The organism is Vogesella facilis, assembly GCF_042648525.1.
GTDB lineage: Bacteria > Pseudomonadota > Gammaproteobacteria > Burkholderiales > Chromobacteriaceae > Vogesella > Vogesella facilis.
The window spans coordinates 1-21,326 of sequence record NZ_JBHRXN010000015.1; the positions used below are offsets into that span (position 1 = coordinate 1).

Consider the following 21,326-nt stretch of genomic DNA (forward strand, 5'->3'; position numbering starts at 1 on the left):
GGAAACGCTGCCTGCTCATGACACCTCCTTGTAGGGCCTAGTGTGAGGCTCTTGAGGTGTCTAGGAAAGGAGGGGCGATTCATCTGGCCTTTTCTTGGGCGAAGTAGTTCTGGTTATTAGTAAGATAGATATTCCTATATCTCTATTGGTTAAGAGGTTCTGTATCTATTGAGTGGTATTTCTATCTCATTAGATGGCTATGCCTCAGTAGCTATTTTCAGAGTCAAATACGCCTGTATCAGCCCATACTTGATAGGGAAATTAATCTATGGGTGATCGATAGACCTGATCTACGGACAACCACTATGTGGATTGATGGCTGATTGAAAATACATCATCACTCAATGCCTGTGGCTAATTGAGTGAATATCAATGATCGAAAATTATGGAAACGAACGCTGACATCAACCTGTATGTGATCAAGACGAAAGGCACAGATTACACCTTGCCATATTTCATGAATGGAGTGCTGGACCTGATGAAATTCATGGATCTGGTGCTCTACAAGGACTTGCTGTTTTATAGCGAACCCAAGGGAGTGAGTGGCATTTCTGCGAAGAAGAGAATCTCCCCTTTGGGAATGCATATCGAACAACTGAACCGTTACGGTCAGCTCTATTCGAGTGGGTACACGTTTTCTCCCTTGATTGCATTCTTCTTTGAGCAGTATCGTAAGCATTCGATTAAAGATCATGTGCTTACTCTCGATCAAGTTGACCCGTATGGTTTCGATTCTGCGCTGTTCAATGATTTCATTACGACGATGCGATGCGAAGCTGCAGCAACGAAGTTGAAGAAGAAGCTTATTGATTGGAATCGGAAGTTCGAACTAAGCAGGAAGCGGATGGCTGAATTTGAGGCCAAGCTTTTCAAGGATTATGCGCGCTTGATGGTTATCCGCCTGGACTTCGATTACCACAAGGCGACGTTTACTGAAGAGGAGTTGCAGGGGGCGCTTGGTGAGGCTGTGAGGCGGAAAGAGCGTGATCTAGCTGATTATCTGACTGGGGCCGATATTACTATGCCAGGAGCGATCGAAGGTCGCGTCACATTGGAGGAAGTTCAGAAGGATCGTGATCGATTCTTTGGAAACATGAAAGGCAAACCTTCCTTGTTCAGGCATTTGGTCGGTTATGTTTGGCGCATTGAGTACACTCGCCTGGCTGGCTATCACATGCACGTTATGTTGTTCTTCGATGGTGCCTACGTTCAGAAGCATGAGTACTATGCGCAGAAGTCAGGGGAATATTGGCGAGATGTGATTACTGAAGGTCGTGGCTATTTCGAAAACTGTAATCGAAAGAAGAGCGAGTATGGCGATAATTGGGCCCTCGGGCTGGTTGACCGTCGGGACTCTGATAAACGAGGCAAGTTACTCCATGCAATGGGGTATTTTTGCAAGATGAGCCAGATTGTCCACGTCGTGCCCTATCCGAAATGCCGCCTCTTTCAGTGCGTATTCACGCGCCGGCAGCGCAAGGGAGCTGGGGGGCGTCCACGCACGAGGAGCTTCGTGGGGGCTGACAACCAGCGTCCTGCATGCTGAACATGGATATCCGTTTTTTCTCCCTCTTTTTGTAATCAATGGCTTACGTAGGGTCTTGTTCACCGGGTGCGGCCGTGGTTGCCAAGGCTTGCACCCGGGCTGGTCACTGCAATATTTGATGCGCTGGTGGCCTTGAAAGCCCATTTACCGGCTTGCGAACCATTCGGGTGCAATTGATCGATAAGATGTTGTGGCAGGGCTTCCGCACTCGGATTGTATAAATCCAAGTTGTTCGTAAGTAACTGATTTTAAATGATTTTCGTGTTTAAGCGCTCGTCAGCCCCGAGTAGGTTCGTTACTCGAAAGACGGTTTCAAAGACCAAGTGAAACGGCTAATGAATCGAACCGTACCAGTTAACGTCCATTTCTAATCCAGGAACCTAAACGGATCGAAATGAAAGTAAGGGACTGACTGATGATAAAATCTTTGCCGCAACAAAACGAAAAAAACAAGCGACATAGATGAGAGTGGACGTAACGCCCACTCTCCTCGTTATGCCACACGGGCTTACATCGGTGCGATGTTGTACTTGCCCATGTATCGCTCGATCTCAAAGTTACGCTCGCTGAGGTTATCGTAGAAACAGACGCTGTCATTGCCACAGCGCTTCTCGACCTCCTTGAGCCACTTCTGGTGGTTCTTGGGAATATAGTCCTTCTCGCTCTTAGGCACATTGCCAGACGCCATGATGCGGTTGTAGTTGCCTTTCATACGAGCCAGGCCGCCGTTGATTGCCAGGTCATAGCACTGATTGTATTCGCGCTGGTCGGACTTCTGCTCGCAGATCGAGTTTCGCATCGCGTAAGACTGTGAACCAATTGCTGCGAGGATAAGAGCGAAGATGAGCTTTTTCATGATGTTTTCCCTTAATAGATGGTGAAGTTTGAAGGTTTCTGATTTCAATCCAGTCGCTTGTCTGGCACGCCGAACTTCGCGGTTTCTTTGTAAGTAAAGTCTTTGAACTTCTGGATTTGCTCGATGTAACACGAGTTCTCTGGGTAGCCCAGGTCGTCTTTCTTGCATTGATTATTAGCGTCCGTCGAAATGGCTTGGCGTTTTTCTTTCACCTTCCGTTTTACAGATGCAGGAACCTTGTGCGATTTCTGTACCGCGAAAGCATATTCATCAGCTTCTTGCAGATCACTACCGATCATTGCTGACCAACAGTCGTTCTGTTGGTTTTTTGTCGGCATGGTGTCACAAGTGGAGACTGCGAATGCCGCAGTGGACGACAGGGAGAGAGCGATGACGATGATGGTTTTGCGCATGAGAGTCCTCATTGAAAGAAACGTCGTAGAGAGCGGTTTAAGCCGGTTGTGAAATGGGTTGTGTGGGTTGTGGGAATCAATGGATCTTCAACTCGCCGCGACTGATAGCCGACAGTAGATCCGAATGCAGCGGCATGATCAGGATGTGGTAACCAGTGTCTTCAGCAGCACGCCTCCTAACACGGACGGAATCCTTTGTTTCGAGATCCATGAGGAAGAGTTCAGGCAGCGCTGACGAAAAGTGGCGCTTCGCAGGAGTTGCGCTAGTTCTGTCTGCGCGGGTGGGGTCCAGTCCGGTATCCAGGGGGCACACCCTCGTCGCGCCATCGATGTCGCATTTTTCGACAAGGGTGCTAATGTCGCCGGTCATCACGCCACCCAAGCGCTGACCGTTCTTCTCGTAATGCCACAGATTCATAGGGTTTCTCCCGGTGATGATTTGGTTACGATCCGAATGGGCCGAGGTAGACCCAATCTGGATGGGACTGTCTCACCGTCATTGCATGCAGCATGCGCGTTATTGTAGAGTAAAGACGACAGTAAATGGCGAGTCTATAGCGTCGATAATCAGTCATCAGGTGGGCATCCTGCATGCCATGACTGCCAAGCGCTCAAACACTCCTTCCGACCGTCCGGCCCCGATCTCAGTTGCCCTGGGTAAACGCATCAAGGAGTGCCGGCATGCCGTCGACAAGTCGCAGGAGACACTGGCCTTCGAGGCGCACGTCGACCGGACGTATATCTCGTCGATCGAGAGAGGCGTGGCCAATCCGTCCATTGAGACATTGGCAGATATTTGCCACGCGATCGGGATCAGCCTGGCGGAACTGTTTGCGTCGATGACCGATATTCCGCGCGCACCAAGCGGGGAACGTCGGGCGAATGCCGCCACGCCGCCTGAGATCAAGCGCCGCCGGTTGCGTTGATTACGGTGGGCGGGATAGCCGGATCGACATGGTGCCTTCGATCAATACTGGATACGTTGCCGTCGAAGTGACGTAGGTCGGTCGCTTGCTCTTGCCAAGTTCCAGCCGAGCGTTGAAACCGACCAGTCCCGGTTCGGCCTCGGCCGGGTCAAGCAACAGCATCGCGTGAGGTGCAAAGCGCCGGGCAAGCTGTCGCCCCTCGATGCCGACCAACAGCACCGCATGCGCCTGCTGTCGGCTGTGCCAGCCAACGATCACCGGCCAGCCCTTAGCCAGTTCCTGCGTGCAGAAACGCAGCACCACCGCTGCATTGCCCTTGGTGGTAACCGGCTGCACGCCACAGTTCAGCTCCCAAATGAAGGCCGTCAGCTCCGATAGTGTTAGGCCGTGCAGGTAATGCGGCCAGGCGCGATTCCAGAAGCGGCTTTCGGGGCCGCCCCGACACCGCCAGACCTCGGCCGGATTGGACAGCCTGCCCAGCAGTGCAAGCGCCATGGCCGCGCCATGCAGAGTGCTGCCACCATCCCACTCGCCCTGCCGGCTAAGGAGCGGCTTGCCAGATGCGGCCACCGTGAGCTGCCGGCCGAGGCGCAAGGCGGGATGAAATTTCTGGATCAGCGCACCCATCAGTAATCCTCCGGCAACAGGACGGTCGTGATTGAGCGATCCCATTCGGTGATGATCCAGACCTTCTGTCCGTTTGGCAGCGAGTAGCTGGATAGCACGCGCTCACCGGCAACGGCAGCAAGATCGTTGTGCTGTCGGTCTTCGTCCGACACGTCGCCCCAATCGCCAAAGGCGTGGCGGTTAACCAGTGCAAAGATCAAGACGTCAACTGTCTGCAGGGCGCTGAGCGCGGCGGGTGTGGCCAGCAGGCGGCCGAGGGGCAGGCGTGGCCGGGGTAGTGCGGGTACGGAGTAATCCGTCATGTAGTGCTCCTGAATAGAGACGAGCACCGGCCTCCGACGAGGCCGGATGCAGTAACGTCAGGTGGGAAGAAGGGAAAGACGAGCGTCGGGCGGATGCCCGGTTTATGCCGTCGGGTTGGCCGGGGCGAGTTGACGACGCAAGGCAGTCGCGCGGGCTTGCGAGCAGCCAAGGTGACGGCGGATGTCGGCGACGGTCGGGCGGACTCGCCCGGCGGCGATGTCTCGCACGAGCTGCGTAACCTCAGGATCGGACGATGTGTCTGCCGGTAACGGCATGACTGGAGCGCTATCCGACGCGTGACTACCGTTCGCTTCATGCCCCGCCGTGACTGGGGGTACGACTGCCGTGATCCCCAGCGCTGACCGAGGCTGCAGCGCGATCGTCCACAGCAGGCAGGCAACGCCTTCCAGTACCGCCGCGAAGGTGAGACCCGACAACAGATCGACTCGCGTGACGGTCGTGCCGAGTAGCGCTGCGAGTCTCTCCGTGACTGGATCGGTCGCCAGGGTATCGCGTCGGGTCACGGCCCTGTCATCCGCTGCCTGACGACGTCGAATATCGTCGGCTTCGGCGTCCAGTGCATCGCGCTTGGCGGCAAGCGTGATGCGACGGGCTTTCAGCGTTGTGCAATTACCGGAACAGCGCTGTGCGTTGACCGCCGCCAGCCGTGCGACAACATCGGCCCGTTTCTCCATGGCTGCCGTGAGGCTGCGACCGGTTGATGCGAGGGTGCTTACAGGAACGGACGCGGCCCGCAGTTCCCCGGCGTGACGCTGGGCGAGCAAGAAGAAGCTCGCGTGGCCATAGCAGGCAGCGGTTACACAGACAAGCCATAGCGCACCGCCCACCGCACGCATGATGACGGGAGCATCACGGATCAGGGCAGGCAACAGGTGCGCACTGGCGATCAGAACGATCCCGAGCGCTACCCACACCAGCCGTTCCTCCATCGAACCGCCGCGCTGCCAGCCGGACAGCACCGACAGGCAGAGTGCGGTGCCGGTCGCACCGGCCGCTAGTATCCACGTCCAGCGGTTCACGCCGATCATTCCTCCATCCCGCCTAGCAGTGGGTTCGAGGGTTCTCAAGTAACCTCCAGAAAATGATGCGGCCCAGTGGGCGAACTCGACCGGGCCGACATGTAAGGGAAGAAGGGAGGGACGGCTATACCACGAGCTTGAGTGCTTCATCCCACGCTTTCTGCTTGAGCGTCGCACCTGCGCCAAACCATGCGGCATCACGACGGTGGTCGTTGCTGCGGGCGCGGCGATGGTGATCTGCGTACTCGGTCACCGCATTGAGCAGACCCCATGCGGTACCGGAGGCAGACGCCAGATCCGCTCCTTTGCCACGGCCGGCGTAGAGCTGGCCGACTGCCTTGATCGCGCGTTCGTTGACTGCGAGTGCGTCGCGATCCGCAACGTTTGGGGTCGAATAGTTGAGCACACGCCGCAGGAACGCTTCGGCGGCCGAGTCGGACACCTTGCGCTCGGCGAGCGCCTTGGTCCGCGCTATGAAGGCATCCCACGATGAGATGGCGATACCAAGCTGTCGCTTGACCGCTTGCGCGTCGAACTGGCTGCGATGCGGCACCTTGACGGCGCCAGTGCCATCACCCAAGGCAATCTGTAGCGTGTTATTGCAGACCACACGCACACTCGTGAACTGCGCGGTGGTTGCCAGCGTCCCGTCGCAGGCGGTGGCGAGCAGCAGGTAACCGTTCACGGTGTCCTTGCTCTTGAGTGCCGCGCTCTGGCCCGTCTTGGCGAGTGCAAAAAGCTTGCGGCCGTTCTTGAGCACCCCGGCGGTTTCCAGCTCGAAACCACCGACTTCGGTCAAATCACGGTAGAACTCCAATATCTCCAAGGGCTGCACGACCTGATAGCGCGCGGAGACGACTGACAAGGGCTCCTTGGTGTCGGAGCGGTACAAAACTTTCTGATCGGGAAAAGCGTGGATAGCGCCGATGTTGCCTGTGCCAGTGACGAACCGAACATCAGATGACTCGATGCTCCAGTTCATGCCGGCTTCACGCTGCCAGACTTCGATAGGTTGATGTTCAGACAATTGGTTACCTAGGCCGTGCCACGGGGTGTCGCCGACGTAGGCCATGGTTTCGACGAGGTGAGCCATGTGATTGCTCCTTTGGAAAGACGAATGCATATAGCCCGGCAAGAGCCGGGCTGATGAGAGAGAGAAAGGGCGGTACGAAGGAAGGTGGCGGATGAGCCGCCGGGGTTAGCCGTGAGGCAGCGGAAGCGGCTCGTCGTCTTCGGACAGGTCGAAGGGATGGGCTCCGTACCCACCCGTATCGGATTCGTCGAAGGATGGAGACTGGCGGGTACGATATCCGGCCGATGCCTCTCCGAATGTATACCCGCAGTCCAGGCAGCGGTAGTTGTGCAGAACCTTATCGTCGATCAACTCACCTAGGGCTGCACCGGCCGAGCAGCCGGTCGTCCCGCCCAGTAGGCCTCCGAGGATGGCTCCTGCGACGGAGCCCAGGGCTGCGCCGGAAGGGCCGGCAATGAGGCCGATCCGGCCACCGAGCGTACCGCCGATGCGCGCGCCTTTCATGGCAGCGGAAAAGCCGCTGGCCGCGCCAGCGATGGCACCGATGGTGCCGCCAACCTTACGCGCGTGGTTACGGGTCACCACTTGTGGGGATTTGCAATGTGGGCAGGTTGTTAGCATGCCGTCTGCTCCTTCTGGTGAGCGTCACGGTTGCTGCAGCGCAAATGACCCCAGAGTGCGCCAATCAGAAAGATCAAAGCGAATGCGAGTAAGTATTCGAGGGGGGAGTTGGTCGATATCATGATGACTCCATGGAGAGGACAAAAGGTGAACGAGTGCTCCAGAAGCGGTGGCATTCCTCCGCGCTCCATCGTCATATGTGGTTGAAAATTCGACGGATTCAGTGTTGTCCCGCCACGGGGTTGTGGCCGCCATTCAACTTGCCGGCTGGGCAAGTCGAGCCGCGCTCGGTCGTCGGTCCACCGCACCTACTGGAATTCAAGATGTGCGACCGGTGATGCTGGAACGCCAGTTACCCGAGCTCTTCGTTGTCAGCCAAATCGACTATTTTCCTGTTTTTTGGCGCTACGCCTGTTGTACAGGAAAGCTCTGGAAAGGCTTGAACGGTCCGGACTTAGTCCTCGCTTTCCAGTAGGGATTTTCTATTAGGATGGGGCTGGACTGTTGCAGGGGGCAGCGAAGTACATCGCCATCACATAGGCAACTTATAGTTATAATGCGGTTCGCATTGCGGCGGTGCGGAATTAATCTAGCTCTTGCTTATCAAGCGGGAGCCGTGCTGCTTTGTTCAATCACGCGAATCGGATTCAGCCATGGAAAGTTCTATAACTCAAGACCAAGGCCCCATCAGCCCTCCCGCAAGTTCGTGGATTCGATTTCTGCGCTCATATGGACCAACACCGAACAACCTGAACTTGTTCGACGAATATGTGGCCGGTGCGTTGAGTCGGGCCAAAGTCCAGCCGATTACTTTGACCAGCCCCCATTTGGAGGCGATGCAGCAGCGGGCGGCTTCGGGGGCTCTTGGATCCATTCTTATCGCGGGCACGGCCGGAGATGGAAAGACCTACCACTGTCGCAGCCTCTGGATGTCGCTCGGAGGCACCGCGAAGGAATGGTCGGCGCCGGACTTGGTCAAGACGCTGGATTTGGCCAATGGCCGTAGCGCCGTTTTTGTGAAGGATCTGAGTGAACTCAACGACGAGCAAAGCGATGCTGTTTTGGATCTGCTGGAGCGCTCCGTACTCGGAGAGGAAAACGCCAAGTTCGCGGTGATCGCCACTAACCACGGACAGATCCTCGAACGCCTGCGCGACCTTGGCATTCGTCAAAGCAGGGTGCATCCGTTGCGTAAGCCGATCCAAGAGGCATTCCTCCTCTCAGGCGGCCTTCCTGAACGCCTGGCCCTCTACGATCTGAGCCGCACGGCGCATCGGCAATCTCTTGAAGAAGTGATTTCGGCGGTGGCCGATCATCCTGAATGGGAGAACTGCAAGCGCTGCGCGCTGCAGGCCGAAGGGCGCATCTGCCCGATCTTCGAGAATCGAAATCGGCTGATGGGATCGGTCAATGGCGTACGCTTCGCGGATCGGCTGGGCGATCTAGTCGAAACCTCCCGCCTGAATGGCTGGCACCTCCCAGTTCGCGATCTGCTGGCTTTGGTTTCCAACATCATTCTCGGGCACCCGGACGCTAAAGAAGACCTGATGTCTTGTTCCGAGGTCGGCCGCATCCAATCGGCTGCCGCGGTTGAAAAGGGCAGCCTGTACGACAATGCCTTCGGCGCGAACCTTCCTCGCCGAAGGGCGATGGACCGCTCGGTCTTTAAGGCGTTTTCCACCTTCGGTATCGGAGAGGAAACCTCAAACGGCTCGGACGGCCTCTTGGTCTATGGAGCCGACGACGCGAAATTGTCCGAAGCCTTCCAAAAATTTGTCGGCTCGGACCCCGTCTATGGGGCAACTGCCGCCTACCTCGCGGCTCAGCAACATTACCTTGAAGGTGACGAGGCCGCGCGCATTGATGGGGGCCAGGAAGACTTCCTGAGTCATGTGGCGGCGCAACGGCGTCGGCTCTTTTTCACGTTGCCGGAAAATGAGCCGGATTACCATTACTGGGACATGACGGCTTTCCGCTATGCCGGCGACTACTTGGAGCTTTCCGAGTCCCTATTCGAGCGCAAGGCAGTCAGCGAAACGATTCGAGCCCGCTTGGTCCGCGGATTGAATCGCGTCATGACTGGTCTGTTGCTGGAAAACTCAGACCGGATTTTTGTCGCCAGCTCTGGCGGCTTCACCCAATCACGGATCAGTGTTCTGTGCGACACGCAAACGACGGCGCGACGTCAGGGCGGCCTCGGCATGGCCATCAAGCTGGATCCGCAGACGGATCGGCCAGCTCTCGACATCATCCTCGGACATGCTCCTGGCTCCGGGGCGCAATTCACTCTCTCGCCTGTGCGCTTCGAATTCCTTTGCCGGGTTGCCGAAGGCGCTTTGCCGGGAAGCTTTTCCAATGAGTGCTTAGAGGATCTTCTCGCCTTCAAGGCCAAGCTGTTGCGCAAAGCCGAGCGACTGCGCTCGCTTCTGACTGCCGATGACGATGAGGAAGGCTCTGCAGAGGAGGGAGCTCTGACCTTGAATTTCATCGAAATCGAAAAGGACGGTCACGGCTTCACCCGCCCGTCGACGATAAGGATCGCCTGATGCCTCTGAATATCGAAAAGGTCGACTTCACCGTCGACGAACATATTTGGGGGCACCGCCTCTACGATGAGCAGCTTCCGCACCTCACGGTTCTCGAATTTCTCAGTGTTCTGGGAGCGAATCGGGCCAATCCGCTGGCGAACGATCGCGCCGCCGATGTGCGCTACGTACCCCAACAGCAAATCAGGCTTCGAGGGCTTCTGTTCAATAATCCGTATGTTGAGACGGTCAGGGAGCGGGGGGACCCGGACGAAGACAAATGGCGTGACTGGATGGAGTTGTTCAAACAGGATGCGACAGGTCGCGACGACTTGGACATGGAGTATCTGCGCAAGTCGTTTCTGAAGTTTGATGATTTCGCCAAGGCCTTGGAGTTGCTTCGCTCATCTTCCTTTGAGGCCCGCAGCAATAAGCGTTGGAGCTCCAAATTCGTCTTTCCATTTGGCCCGGATGCGCTCTATGAGGATCTGCGCATTGATTCCGGCGGGGCCTCTAATGACCGCCGCTTCTTCGCGCGGACTGGCGAACTGCTGTATTTGATGCTCAGCCGAGCCTCGAATGGCCGGGAATTGGGCAAAAAGCTGGTTGAGAGGCTGTTTGACGCCAGTGCGCCGATGAACCGGCTGGTCAAGGTCCTGCAAGGCGAGCCCCAGCATGCCGAGGCGACGAAGACCATCGGCCAACGTTATTTGCCCTACAAAACGCATCCGCGTTTCGACCGGATGTGCGATGACTGGCTCGCGATCTTGTCCCGCGACATTCCGATCTATGACGCCTTGGAGCATCTGATCGCCAGCGCCGGCCTCAACCTGCTCCTGTATTTCCTCGAGTGCGCCAAGGCTCATAGCGGCGACGACGAGCCGGTTGAGATGGTCTGCGAGATCATCTCTCGGGAACGAACCAAAGTTCGATCGCTCTCCGGTAAGTCCTATCAAGCGCATCAAGCCGTTTCCGAGCGCGCCGTGGTCTCCTTCATCGAATCGATCAAGCTCGAACCCGAATGGGCTGTCGCGCTCGAATCTTCGGATCCCGAGGGGGAGTGTTTGAAGCTGATGCGCGAGCGCTTCCAGTGGCCCCCGGCCAGTCGCGATGATGATGACGACTATGAGCGCCTGCGCGGCGACGAACTGGTGCGCAATCTCGTAGAAAAGGCCAAGAACCGGCATGACCAACATTTCGGGAAGATCCACTCGATGTGGTCTAAGTCCATTGGTCTGAGTTCGCGCCGCCTCGCGCGCGGCAACCGCTACGCCCCGAATGATCGCCTACTGAAAACCCTCGTGATTACCGTGGTCGACGAACGCATGCAGTTCGACGAATTCCTGCACGAGCTGCGTCGGCGTTACGGCATCGTCATCGGTGATGCGGAAGGTGCGCATCTGGTCAAACAGAATTTGGTCGATCAAGAGGCGCTCAGCGAAAACCGCTCGAATCTCGAAGCCCGCCTGCTTGGGCTTGGATTGGTTAGAAGGCTCTCGGACTCTTGCTCGTTCGTCGAGAATCCGTTCGCCAGCGAAGGAAAGAATTGATGGTCCCTGATCGCATCGTCGGGCGCGTTGGCGCCGACATCCTCCAACGTCGCATCGCGGATAGCCGCCAAAGCGACGGGCAGCTTCCAGACTCCTCTGCGCTCTTTCGCCTGGACAAGCTTTCCTCGGGGCAGATTGCGTCGGTGGTCAAAGCGATTCTTGCCAATCCGGAGCTCTCGGCTCGGGTCGACTTGCGCATTCCCTCGACCTTGGTCGAAGGCGAGGGGCTTCCTGAAAGCGTCCTCACCACTCAGAACGCGGGGGCCGTGCGCAATTCCGGAACCGAAAAGGAGGCGCTGCTTACCGCCAACGGCAACGAGCATAATCTCGCTGACACACTAGGCCATGTTACGGCGCTGGGGGCCAAGGAGTTTCGTGCCAACGAGGACTGCTGGGTTGAGGCAACCTGTCATGTAACCGGCATCGCTCCTGCTCCTGAGGACAGAAAGATCTTCTTGGCGGCCTTGAAGGGAATGATGTCCTCGTTTGACCTCAGCTTGCACCAGATTGGCAGCTTCTGCGCCTTGGTGAGCGAGGCGAATACGACGCAAGGCCAGCCAATCCGCGAGTCGATTGGCTGGGCTCTGCCCGCAGTTGGACTTCCTCGGGATACATCCTTCTTCTCGAGCGCGAGGACCTACGGGACCGCCGCGGGACCATGGCGCAAGGCTTTCGATAAATTATTCGTCAATCGCTACCCGCTTCTATCTAGGCTCAAGCCCAATGGTCAGCCCCTTGAAGCTGCCGAGATGCTGCTGCTCTTGGAAGAGAACGCGGCATCCATTCAAGATCATGCCCGAGTCGCTATGGAGGCGTTCATCAACGCTCCTGCCGGCGACGAGCCAACCGCTCAGGCCATCGCCCTGCTGGAATGGGAAATCGATGGCGTTCACTTCATCTTCGACAAGCCACGGGAAAAGCAAAGGGGACTCGCTGATTCCACGATCCACTTTTTCGACCATGACTGCGAAGAGGCTGATGTTCTCGAGGATCGTTGGCGCAAGCATCTTGAAGAATTCAAGGCCCGCGAGCGTCGATCCGAAACGAATGAGGAGGATGAGGCGTTCTTCGAGCTGCATCGCCGCTACATCGAGCACGCTCCCAAGCTGCTCTCAAGGTGGGAAAAGGCGATCTTTGGTAAGCCGATTGATTGCCACGACTTTCTAGAAGGCTTTGCGACTGCGGCCCAACGCCTGGTCGCCGGGGCGGATGAGCCGAAAGGCGAGCGCGCCCTTCGATTGACGGTTTCCAAGGGACGCACCGAGTGGCGTGAGCGTTTCAACCGAGACGTCGGCGCCTATTTCTCGGTGATGCACCGAGGCTTGAAGGAGCTCATGGGAAACAAGGTCGAGTGGATCATCGAGCGCATGGGGTCGGGCAGTCTGCCCGATCCGCTGTTCGAGCACCCGTCGTTCATCGCAAAAGAAAAGGAGATTCGCGGCGACAAGCTGAAAACCTCCACATCGCTGGCCAAGCTGGCCCTCCAGATCAAGTTCGAGGTTGCTTTGATCGAGCGCAAGGGGGCTGCGACGGAGATTTTGGACAAGACCCAGCTTCTTTGGTCGTATCGTCCGGAGTCGATCGGTCTGTCTTTAGCCGCCGACATGGCCCGGCTCAAGGAAAAAGGGGCGGTCGGATGCGCAGAGGTGCCTCGACGTCTCGTTAGCAAGAAGGGTGGGGTGCAAAGCGTTTCCCTTCTGGATACCTCCTCTTTGGAGGCGAGCTACTCGCGCGACGCCGGCTCGCTCGTGCCTCCACCGAACAAACTGCGCAGCCTGCGCGCCGAGATCAAACGCCGCATCGAAGAGCTGGCGACAGACGGGCGCCTTTCCGCGGAGCAAAGAAACGAAATCCGCGCCGCTTGGAATGTCTTCGAAGAAGATTACATCGAGGCCTTGGACGACTTCATCTCCTATGGCCTGCATGGCGAGGCTGTCCTGAAACAGGCTGAATCCTTTGGGACTCTGCTAAGGACCTTGTCGGAGCATGCGCGAGGCGATGTTTGTCGCGCCAATTTGGTCTCCGAGGTGCTCTCGATCGGGACCGTCAGGCTTTCTGGTGCTCAGCCTTGCCTGATCATTCCGCCTTGGCATCCTGAGCGCATGAAGGCTTTGGCCGTCAAAACCAGGCGAGTCGCCGGCCTAGTAACTCATATGCTTGGCGGCAAGGATGTCCTGTTTGGGGACCGCGGAATTTTCTTCCGTGAATTCTCCGAAGAGCTCGCTCATCCGTTCTATCCCGAAATCGGTGTCGTGATGCGTGGTGTAACCCCGCATCTTGTCTCGGAGACCAGCACGGTTAACGGTTACAGCTTGCTTGAATCCCCCGAGCGCGGCACTGAGGACCAATTTTCTGACGTCGATCCAGCTGCGGCGGCGAAACAGATAAGGGAATTGCTTGAACGGTATGTCGGTTTGCAGCCACACGAGGGCGCGAACCTAAGCGTCTTGCTCTACAACGCTGATGCTGCGGAGCTCCCGCTTGCAGCAGTTCGCGAGCTCTCCAATTTGAACACAGAAGCCGATTTTCAGTGCAATGTCTCCGTTCGCCACAGAGACCAAGCCAAGCTGCGTCGGGTCTATGCAGAACTGGTCAACAAATCGGGAGATGACCCTGACCTTCCGGTCGTGAGCGAGACCTCGGACAATTTCATGTCCAAGCTACGAATTTCGGTGATCCCTCCGTCGGCCACTCCGGCTCGATCGGCAAATGAATTCCGCCCGTTTGATGTCGCTTTCCTGCATGACGTGGTTTCCCGCACGGCGGCCGTCGAGTGGGTCCAAGTGGATTGGACGAACGAGCGACCGACCTTGGAGCACGCGCCTTCGCGTTGGTCCTACCGTAGTGTCTCGGGGGAGAACGAGCTTAAATCAACTACGTTCCTGACTTGCCCGAGGCAGACCGCATCCGGCTGGGAGTATGTCGGAGCAGTTGGAGCCGTCGTTCGCCGGACCGATCCGCCTGCCAATGTCCGTTTTCTGCCTGCGCGACAAATCTCGTTGCAGGACGAGGCGATTAGAGGGATGCTCGACGATGCGCATGCTTTGGCCGAGTGGGTTGCCACCTACGACGAGCTGCTCGACAAACGGCAGCTTCAAGCCAATAAGGTGACCGTCGTCCGCTACCGCAGAGCGAGCACCAATGGCCGCAATATGATCGTAAGTTCCACTTCGGAACTGCGCTTGCTCGGAGTCTTGGTTAAACGTCGCCTCGATGGGCTGGCTCTGCCTCTGGATGCTGATCAAACGGTAGTCCTGGCTGATCGGATGAAGAAAGATGCCTTGTCCATCTCAGGCGATATCGTTCTTCGGGCTGCCAAGCGGGGCGTCTCTGCCGGCGAGATGATCGGCTTGGTTCTCAGCCGCCATTTACTCGAACAGGAGTTCAAATCCTTGACTGGGAGCCGACAGGCTTTCAGCGTCTTCTTCTTGCTCGACGATTATGCTGATTGGCTGTCCCAAAAAGAGAGCCGCATCGCCGATATCCTCGGCCTATGTGTGGAGGAGGGCGAAGATGGCCCACGCCTGCATATCGCGATCGTCGAATCCAAATACGTCTCGCATCTCAGTGCTGCAGAGGCCAAGCGTTCATCGAAGGCCCAGCTTCTGGCGACCTTGTCGACCTTTCAAGCCGCCCTGTTCGGAGACCCAGGTCGTTTGGATCGCGACGTCTGGCTCGCGCGCCTGGCCGACATGCTTTTGGATGCGGACATTCCCCCGGGCTGTACGCCGTTGCTGGAACGAGTCAGGGCCAAGGTCCGCGACGGTGAGGCAGGCATTTCCTTGCGCGGGTATTCCCATGTGTTCGTCCATTCGGCGGAGCCGGGTGCCACTCAGCCTGCTTCGGAACAAATTGCCATCTCCGATGCCGGTGGCCTGCAAGCCCTTCAAGAAGTCTTCGAGCGTGGAGAACTGCGTGAATTGATCTGCGGCTACGCCAATGGATCCGATCCGGCCCTGGTGCGCTCGCGTCTTGGTCCAGATCACCCGTGGAGCTCCTCTGAGGTCAAATCTCCGGCGCCTCGGGTCGCGTGGACGGCCATGATGGAGCAACTGGGACCGATCGCCGATATGGCGGACGAGGTGCAAGCCGTGGAAGTTCCCGCCAGGGAGTCTGCCGTGGTTGAGCCTTCAATTGTGGAGGCGACGGTGGAAGCGGCTCCGCCATCCAACCAGCAAGTGCTTTCAAGCGCCGGCTTGAATCTTGGCGCTCTGGTTCAAACGAAAATGGCCGACCGTTCATCTGCTGTGGACGAGCGTGAGGCGTGGGCCGAGGAGACGACGCGTAAGCTGAAAACGGCTCTCAATGGGTATGGCCTGCAAGCTGTAGTGCTTGGCACGCGGTTGACGCCCAATGGCTGTCTAGTCCGCTTGGCCGGATCCGACAAGCTTCGAGTGGAAGACATCGAGGCAAAGCGCACTCAGCTTCTGACGACACATGCCATCAACCTCGTTACGGTCCAGCCCAAGCCGGGTGAAATCGTGGTGACCATTGCCGGTGAAAAGCGCCAATCCGTCTCGATGTGGGATCTCTGGGCTCGGCGTGAGCTTAATCGCAACGCCGCCGGCATCAACACCTCGTTCATCCTGGGCTTGCAAGAAATCAACGGGGCTCTCCTGTATCTGAATCTCGGTAAGGAGTTCGGTGGGTTGCAGTCGCACGAGCCGCACTCCTTGGTTGCCGGAGCGACGGGCAGCGGCAAGTCTGTGCTGCTTCAAGCATTGCTCTTGGATGTTGCTGCAACCAACTCCAAAGACTTGGCACAGATCATTCTGATTGATCCCAAGATGGGCGTCGACTATGCCGCTTTGGAAGATCTACCGCACATGCGCGAGCCAATCATTACGACCAGAGAACGCTCGACGGAGGTTCTGACGGCATTGGTTGAGGAGATGGAAAGCCGGTATAGGCTGTTCGCCCCGGCCCGGGCCCGGGATCTTGCGACCTACAACGCCAAGGCAGCCGTCGAAGACCGACTGCCGATGATCTTCTTGGTTCACGACGAGTTTGCCGACTGGATGCTTGACGACGAATACAAGGGAGCGGTCAGCGCGGCCGTTCAGCGCTTGGGAGTCAAGGCTCGGGCGGCCGGCATCCATCTTATCTTCGCGGCCCAGCGTCCCGATAAGGATGTGATGCCGATGCAATTGCGCGAGAACCTGGGCAATCGCTTGATTCTGAAAGTGTCCAGCGAAGCTACCTCGAAGATCGCGCTCGACCGACCGGGCGCCGAGCTCCTGCTCGGCCGTGGGCACCTTGCTGCCAAGCTCAATGGGGAGCAGGGGCTCGTCTATGCACAAGCGCCCTTTCTATCTGACGATGACATCGCCGCTGCAGTGGCGGTGATTTCCCTTGATAACTCCCCAAGATCAGCGAATGGCTCCAGCACCTGACTCCCAAGAAGCCCCGTCGACCTCGGGATCGACTAGAGGGGGCGCGATGACCCGACTCGCTGAGCACCTGGCCAGAAGTGAGACACCCGCGCTCACCAGCTTGCTAGGATCCTCGACCATTGAGTTACTCAGCAAGCTGGGCCCTGATGCGACCAGCCCGGCGGGGCTGGCGTACTTTATCGAGAGCATACACGGCAAACGTGGCGCCTTGAGGGCGAAGGGCATTCGAGACCTTTTGTTGTCCAAACTGGAAAAATCAGAGGCTATCGAACTGTGCCAACTGCTTCAGCTACCAGTGATTTCCCCCCTCCAAACTCTACGTGGCACCGACTTCGATGCAGTGCCAGGCAACTTGGAGCTCCTGGGAAGATGGTATGGCGTAGCGAGTGACGATTTTGAGGCACCACTTCAAGCATCCGAGGGATCCCACAAAGCCGTTGCCTCCCACAAGCTCCATGCGCATCAACTGCACGCATTTCGCGAACTGCGACGAGCGATCGCTCACCCGCCCAGTTCCGTTTTGGTCCACATGCCATTCGGTGCCGGAAAGCTTCGGCTCGCCGCCACAGCGGCAATCGATCTCTATCGTTCGGAAGCCGACGATAGATCGATCGTCTGGCTGGCCCCAGGCACAGCCATGTGTGAGGAGGCCTTCCTTGAGTTGCAGGAGGTATGGCGACAACTTGGTTCGCGCGACACAACCATCCTCCAGCTCTATGGTGATCACCCAACGCGTGACTTGGATCAGCTTGGCGGGGCGATAGCAGTCATTGATATTCTCCGACTTAGCCAGGAGGACCCGGCACTCGAAAAGCTCGGATCCGTCACGTCGGTAGTCGTCATCGCAGACGCGGAGAATGTCGTTCATCCTGTTGGGGCAAAGATCATCGGAAGGATGTCTGCAGGTGGACTATTAAGTGTTGTGGGAATACTGGCTGCATCTGGTGCAGCCATTCCTCCAGGGCCTGCCCGGGATGCCTTGAAGAGTGTGTTTTCGGGCGGTTGCATAACAGTCGAGGCGGATGACGAATTGCAGTCGCTTCGCGAGGCGGGTAACTTCGCGGACATTGAAGCCACGGTCGAGCATCTCACAAGTCCCTCGTCTCCAAGCACCTTCACAAGCGCCCCGCTCCCAGTCAACGACGACTCGCTCGACTTCGATCACATCTACGTGCATGAGCTCAGCAACAACGTTGAACGTAACGAGCGCCTCCTGGAAATTTTGAAGAGGGAGTCCGCAGGTAAGGGACGGATCATCTTTTACGCGACAACAGCTGAGAACGCGAGGCTGTTTGCCGGCCTTCTGCCGGTCCAGGGTGTGAAGGCAAGATCCATTACCGCAGAGGAAACTCCAGCAGCACGCGCCCTTGCCCTTCAGAAATTCATTGCTAGAGAGGAGGAAAAGGTCTTGTGCGTCCACGGGTTCTTGCTCTCCGGGATCTCCGTTCCTGACATGTCCGTATGCGTGATGGCGTCGCCCTGCAAGTCTCGAGCAACGTTCCTATCCACGATCGGGCGGCTTGTCCAGGCCCGAGCGGCCGATCTTCCAAACCTTAGACTCATTGTGGCAGCCGACTCACAAGCCGATGCCGGCTGGGTGGAGTCACTGAGCACTTGGTCGACGCTGAATATCTAGGAGTCCACGTGTCCTTTCCTATCATCCCTCAGAATCTGTCCATCTCTGCGATGCGAAGTTCGGGTTATCGCGACACAGCCCACGCCTTGGCAGAGCTCATCGACAACGCCATCCAAGCAGGAGACGAGACTGAAATCCGCACCGAAGTTGAGGTCATCTGCATTGACGAGGTCCTGATCGAGGGGCGACGCCAGATTTCTCGAATCGCGGTCTACGACAACGCCTGCGGCATGAGCCCTAGCCAACTTAGAAAGGCCCTTCAATTCGGCAATGGATCACGTCTTGACAAGGCTCAGCAGAAGGGGATCGGCAAGTTCGGGATGGGTTTGCCGAACTCTTCGATCTCTCAATGTAAGAGGGTGGATGTCTGGACATGGCAAGAGGGGGTGGTTCATCACGCGTACTTGGATGTGCAGGACGTCCAAGACGGCAAGATGATTGAAGTTCCAGAACCGCAACCCTCTGAGATCCCCTCCGAGTGGCGATCATTGATCGCTGGCGATCTCAAACAGCACGGTACCTTGGTCGTTTGGAGCAAGTTGGACCGCATTACCTGGAAGCAAAGTACGACTCTGCTGCGACACACCGAATTCATCAGCGGGCGTGTGTACCGACACTTCATCAACGACAAGTCTGTTCGAATTCGTCTCGCCGCCTATGAAAGCAAGACCAAAGAGACCATCTATCAAAGTTTTGTCCGGCCAAACGATCCGCTCTATCTGATGTCCGGAACGAATGCCCCTGCGCCCTTTGATCAGGTGCCGGCCTTCGTGCCCTTTGGGCTGCCGCTGGTCCTCAACGTGGCTCACGGCGGGGTGGAGCATCCCGTGACCATTACGGCTTCAATCTGCAAGCCGGAGGCACGGCGTGAAGGAGGTGGTAAAGCCATTGGTCAGCACGCGCAAAGGAATCAGGGCATCTCTGTCGTGAGATCGAGGCGGGAGCTGGAGCTTAACCACAGCTTCACGAACTCTTATGACACACGCGAGAGATGGTGGGGGATTGAAGTGCAGTTCGAGCCAGGCTTGGATGACGTCTTTGGGGTCAGCAACAACAAGCAGTCTGCGACGGGATTTACACACTTGAGTGTCGAGGAAGACGCATTTGAAGAAGGTCTCAGCGCGAAGGAGTACCAGGAGAGGCTCGAGCAGGATCGTGACCCGCGGCTTGCCATGTACCGCATAAGCCGCGAGATCGAGAAGCTATTGAAGTCCATGCGCGCGCAAGTGGCCAAGATGCGAGAGGGTGAGCGCATCGACTCCACGAAGGAGCGAGCCGAGAACAAGGCTGAGAAAGCGGCCACGGACTCGGTGACGAGACGCAGAGAACGAGTTGGTGATACCGGCCGAAGCGACAAAGAGGAGCATGCAGCCGCAAGCGAACGCGCATCGGTGCTGACCGCCGACATTGTCCAGGACGGCGTGGAGGAAGCGAAAGCTCAATTACTCGCTGTGGACTATGTCAGCAAAAAGATCAAATTCCGCTTCAGGCACGCCGACATGCCTGGTTTCAACATCTTCGACGTCTCCACTGCCGGGGGCGTCATATTGGTTACCCTGAACACGCGTCATCCAGTGCACGCGTGCATCTTTGAGGTCCTTCGAGGGGAGGAAGGGCCGGAAGCTCAGTACGCTAGGCAGGTCCTGTCGCTTGTCGCCGCCTGGGCTCGGATGGAGGATGAAGCGGCAAGCGGGCAGCTACGAAGGGCCATGGAGGAAAACCGTTCTGAGTGGGGTCGAATGGCCATGGACTTCTTTGAGATTGAGAATTAACTATGGGCGGGCGCGAAGCGATCCGCGGGTTTGCGGTACAGACCCTCATCTGTCTGCTCGACTCGCTCTGGGCGGACGAGCAATGGGCGGCTGTCACGCTCGAACCTGACTCCGACAATGACAAGGTGGACATCTACTGGGAATACGCCGATGGTTCGACCTGCGCTCAGCAAGTCAAGTCGTCGAAGAACCAGATCGGCAAAGGCGATGTGGTCGCTTGGTGCAAAGAGCTCAAGGACTCCCGCGCTGCAGTCAAGTACCAGCTGATATTGGCTGGGCCGATCTCAGCCTCCGTCTTGGATGAAGCCCCCTTCGATGGAGTTGGGGTGCCCACCCCCACTTCGATGGATACACTGGCCCTGCTCGACCAGGCCATCACGAAGGTGGATCGCTACCTGACTGCGAAATCCATCGATCCGCTCCCACTGCCCTTGCGCGAGTCGTTGATCTACGAGCTCGTCGCTCGCATGCTTCAGGCGGCGATAAGCGGAAAACGTATGCCGCGTGAGGAGTTCGACGGATGGTTGCTCAGTGGGATCACAGCTTCATATCCGTATGCGGTCAGCCAGCGCCTGACCTCGAACTGCGCAGTCCTGTGGAGTGTGGTGGAAATAGCGGGCCCAGTGCAGCTCTCGGACCGTGCCTTCGAGCTAGTCCTTCCTCTCACTGTCGTCAACGGTGGGGCCTCCACGGCCATCGTGGAGATGTTTCTGCTGCGTGTGTGGTCTCCCACACGGGAGATGCGTTACCGCCCCGAAAGCGTCATTCCCGAGAAGCCCGGGGAGGAATACGCCACGCGACGACGGCTGGGATATCCATTCGGAGATTTCGCGATCGCCCCCCAGTCTTCGGTCCAACAGTCAGTTCTGTTCGTTCCAGTTCAGCGCCCGGGGTACGAGGCAAATGAGTGGCCCTTCGGTGACTACCAGGTCGAACTGTTCGTCAAGTACGCGGCCCAGGAAACCCTGTGCTCGGTCAAGAAGGCTACGATCACGATCCGGATGGACGATTTCTCCGTCCTGACGTCCGGTCAGACCCGGTCCATCGCCGTCTCCAATCTGGAGAAGTATCTGAGCCTGCTTTGA

At 57.4% G+C, this 21,326-nt stretch carries 16 protein-coding genes; 8 read left to right on the forward strand and 8 right to left on the reverse strand.

The window, feature by feature from the left end; genetic code table 11:
- Positions 1-385: 385 nt before the first annotated feature.
- Entirely contained in the window at positions 386-1,546 is a 1,161-nt protein-coding gene (locus tag ACFOLG_RS07455) for a YagK/YfjJ domain-containing protein (protein ID WP_386090235.1), read from the forward strand.
- A gap of 508 nt (positions 1,547-2,054) precedes the next feature.
- Here ACFOLG_RS07455 and ACFOLG_RS07460 read toward each other — a convergent pair.
- The 3 genes from ACFOLG_RS07460 to ACFOLG_RS07470 all read right to left on the reverse strand — a co-directional run bounded on the left by ACFOLG_RS07460 (position 2,055) and on the right by ACFOLG_RS07470 (position 3,233).
- Positions 2,055-2,402, reverse strand: coding sequence for a hypothetical protein (locus tag ACFOLG_RS07460; protein WP_386090237.1), 348 nt, complete (start codon positions 2,400-2,402; stop codon positions 2,055-2,057).
- A gap of 44 nt (positions 2,403-2,446) precedes the next feature.
- On the reverse strand, positions 2,447-2,815 hold the full coding sequence (locus tag ACFOLG_RS07465; protein ID WP_386090239.1) for a hypothetical protein: 369 nt from the start codon (positions 2,813-2,815) through the stop codon (positions 2,447-2,449).
- Positions 2,816-2,891: 76 nt separating this feature from the next.
- Positions 2,892-3,233 (reverse strand): hypothetical protein, encoded by a 342-nt coding sequence (locus tag ACFOLG_RS07470; RefSeq protein WP_386090241.1) that lies wholly within the window; start codon positions 3,231-3,233, stop codon positions 2,892-2,894.
- Positions 3,234-3,393: 160 nt separating this feature from the next.
- Here ACFOLG_RS07470 and ACFOLG_RS07475 point away from each other — a divergent pair, with 160 nt between their 5' ends.
- A complete protein-coding gene (locus ACFOLG_RS07475; protein ID WP_386090244.1) occupies positions 3,394-3,741 on the forward strand; it encodes a helix-turn-helix domain-containing protein in 348 nt (115 codons plus the stop codon).
- Here ACFOLG_RS07475 and ACFOLG_RS07480 read toward each other — a convergent pair whose 3' ends face one another.
- From ACFOLG_RS07480 to ACFOLG_RS07500, 5 genes are all read right to left on the reverse strand, one after another.
- Entirely contained in the window at positions 3,742-4,368 is a 627-nt protein-coding gene (locus ACFOLG_RS07480) for a hypothetical protein (protein ID WP_386090246.1), read from the reverse strand. It lies immediately after the preceding gene.
- Entirely contained in the window at positions 4,368-4,670 is a 303-nt protein-coding gene (locus ACFOLG_RS07485; RefSeq protein ID WP_386090249.1) for a hypothetical protein, read from the reverse strand. Before ACFOLG_RS07485 ends, ACFOLG_RS07480 begins: the two co-directional genes overlap by 1 nt.
- Positions 4,671-4,772: 102 nt before the next feature.
- The gene (locus ACFOLG_RS07490; protein WP_386090251.1) at positions 4,773-5,720 is read right to left on the reverse strand and encodes a hypothetical protein; all 948 of its coding nucleotides are present in this window, start codon (positions 5,718-5,720) and stop codon (positions 4,773-4,775) included.
- A 115-nt stretch (positions 5,721-5,835) separates the two neighbouring features.
- Positions 5,836-6,804 (reverse strand): DUF932 domain-containing protein, encoded by a 969-nt coding sequence (locus tag ACFOLG_RS07495; protein ID WP_386090254.1) that lies wholly within the window; start codon positions 6,802-6,804, stop codon positions 5,836-5,838.
- A 105-nt stretch (positions 6,805-6,909) separates the two neighbouring features.
- Entirely contained in the window at positions 6,910-7,365 is a 456-nt protein-coding gene (locus tag ACFOLG_RS07500) for a hypothetical protein (RefSeq protein WP_386090256.1), read from the reverse strand.
- A 653-nt stretch (positions 7,366-8,018) separates the two neighbouring features.
- Between ACFOLG_RS07500 and ACFOLG_RS07505 the strand changes: the two genes are divergently transcribed.
- The 6 genes from ACFOLG_RS07505 to ACFOLG_RS07530 are packed head-to-tail and all read left to right on the forward strand — an operon-like array spanning position 8,019 to position 21,326.
- The gene (locus ACFOLG_RS07505; protein ID WP_386090259.1) at positions 8,019-9,911 is read left to right on the forward strand and encodes a hypothetical protein; all 1,893 of its coding nucleotides are present in this window, start codon (positions 8,019-8,021) and stop codon (positions 9,909-9,911) included.
- Positions 9,911-11,440 carry a hypothetical protein gene (locus ACFOLG_RS07510; protein ID WP_386090262.1) on the forward strand — a complete coding sequence of 510 codons (1,530 nt, stop codon included), beginning with the start codon at positions 9,911-9,913 and terminating at the stop codon, positions 11,438-11,440. The genes ACFOLG_RS07505 and ACFOLG_RS07510 overlap by 1 nt, the downstream gene beginning before the upstream one ends.
- A complete protein-coding gene (locus ACFOLG_RS07515) occupies positions 11,440-16,833 on the forward strand; it encodes an FtsK/SpoIIIE domain-containing protein (RefSeq protein WP_386090264.1) in 5,394 nt (1,797 codons plus the stop codon). Before ACFOLG_RS07510 ends, ACFOLG_RS07515 begins: the two co-directional genes overlap by 1 nt.
- Before the next feature lie 46 nt (positions 16,834-16,879).
- Positions 16,880-18,469 carry a DEAD/DEAH box helicase gene (locus ACFOLG_RS07520; RefSeq protein ID WP_386090266.1) on the forward strand — a complete coding sequence of 530 codons (1,590 nt, stop codon included), beginning with the start codon at positions 16,880-16,882 and terminating at the stop codon, positions 18,467-18,469.
- 8 nt (positions 18,470-18,477) lie between these two features.
- Positions 18,478-20,241, forward strand: a complete 1,764-nt coding sequence (locus ACFOLG_RS07525) for an ATP-binding protein (protein ID WP_386090268.1) — start codon at positions 18,478-18,480, stop codon at positions 20,239-20,241.
- Positions 20,242-20,243: 2 nt separating this feature from the next.
- Positions 20,244-21,326, forward strand: coding sequence for a hypothetical protein (locus ACFOLG_RS07530; protein ID WP_386090270.1), 1,083 nt, complete (start codon positions 20,244-20,246; stop codon positions 21,324-21,326).

What these genes read in the sequence shown, in the direction of transcription:
- ACFOLG_RS07455 (WP_386090235.1), top strand. Translation starts at nt 386, where the DNA reads ATGGAAACGAACGCTGACATCAACCTGTATGTGATCAAGACGAAAGGC.
- ACFOLG_RS07460 (WP_386090237.1), bottom strand. Translation starts at nt 2,402, where the DNA reads ATGAAAAAGCTCATCTTCGCTCTTATCCTCGCAGCAATTGGTTCACAG.
- ACFOLG_RS07465 (WP_386090239.1), bottom strand. Translation starts at nt 2,815, where the DNA reads ATGCGCAAAACCATCATCGTCATCGCTCTCTCCCTGTCGTCCACTGCG.
- ACFOLG_RS07470 (WP_386090241.1), bottom strand. Translation starts at nt 3,233, where the DNA reads ATGAATCTGTGGCATTACGAGAAGAACGGTCAGCGCTTGGGTGGCGTG.
- ACFOLG_RS07480 (WP_386090246.1), bottom strand. Translation starts at nt 4,368, where the DNA reads ATGGGTGCGCTGATCCAGAAATTTCATCCCGCCTTGCGCCTCGGCCGG.
- ACFOLG_RS07485 (WP_386090249.1), bottom strand. Translation starts at nt 4,670, where the DNA reads ATGACGGATTACTCCGTACCCGCACTACCCCGGCCACGCCTGCCCCTC.
- ACFOLG_RS07490 (WP_386090251.1), bottom strand. Translation starts at nt 5,720, where the DNA reads ATGATCGGCGTGAACCGCTGGACGTGGATACTAGCGGCCGGTGCGACC.
- ACFOLG_RS07495 (WP_386090254.1), bottom strand. Translation starts at nt 6,804, where the DNA reads ATGGCTCACCTCGTCGAAACCATGGCCTACGTCGGCGACACCCCGTGG.
- ACFOLG_RS07500 (WP_386090256.1), bottom strand. Translation starts at nt 7,365, where the DNA reads ATGCTAACAACCTGCCCACATTGCAAATCCCCACAAGTGGTGACCCGT.
- ACFOLG_RS07505 (WP_386090259.1), top strand. Translation starts at nt 8,019, where the DNA reads ATGGAAAGTTCTATAACTCAAGACCAAGGCCCCATCAGCCCTCCCGCA.
- ACFOLG_RS07510 (WP_386090262.1), top strand. Translation starts at nt 9,911, where the DNA reads ATGCCTCTGAATATCGAAAAGGTCGACTTCACCGTCGACGAACATATT.
- ACFOLG_RS07515 (WP_386090264.1), top strand. Translation starts at nt 11,440, where the DNA reads ATGGTCCCTGATCGCATCGTCGGGCGCGTTGGCGCCGACATCCTCCAA.
- ACFOLG_RS07520 (WP_386090266.1), top strand. Translation starts at nt 16,880, where the DNA reads ATGACCCGACTCGCTGAGCACCTGGCCAGAAGTGAGACACCCGCGCTC.
- ACFOLG_RS07530 (WP_386090270.1), top strand. Translation starts at nt 20,244, where the DNA reads ATGGGCGGGCGCGAAGCGATCCGCGGGTTTGCGGTACAGACCCTCATC.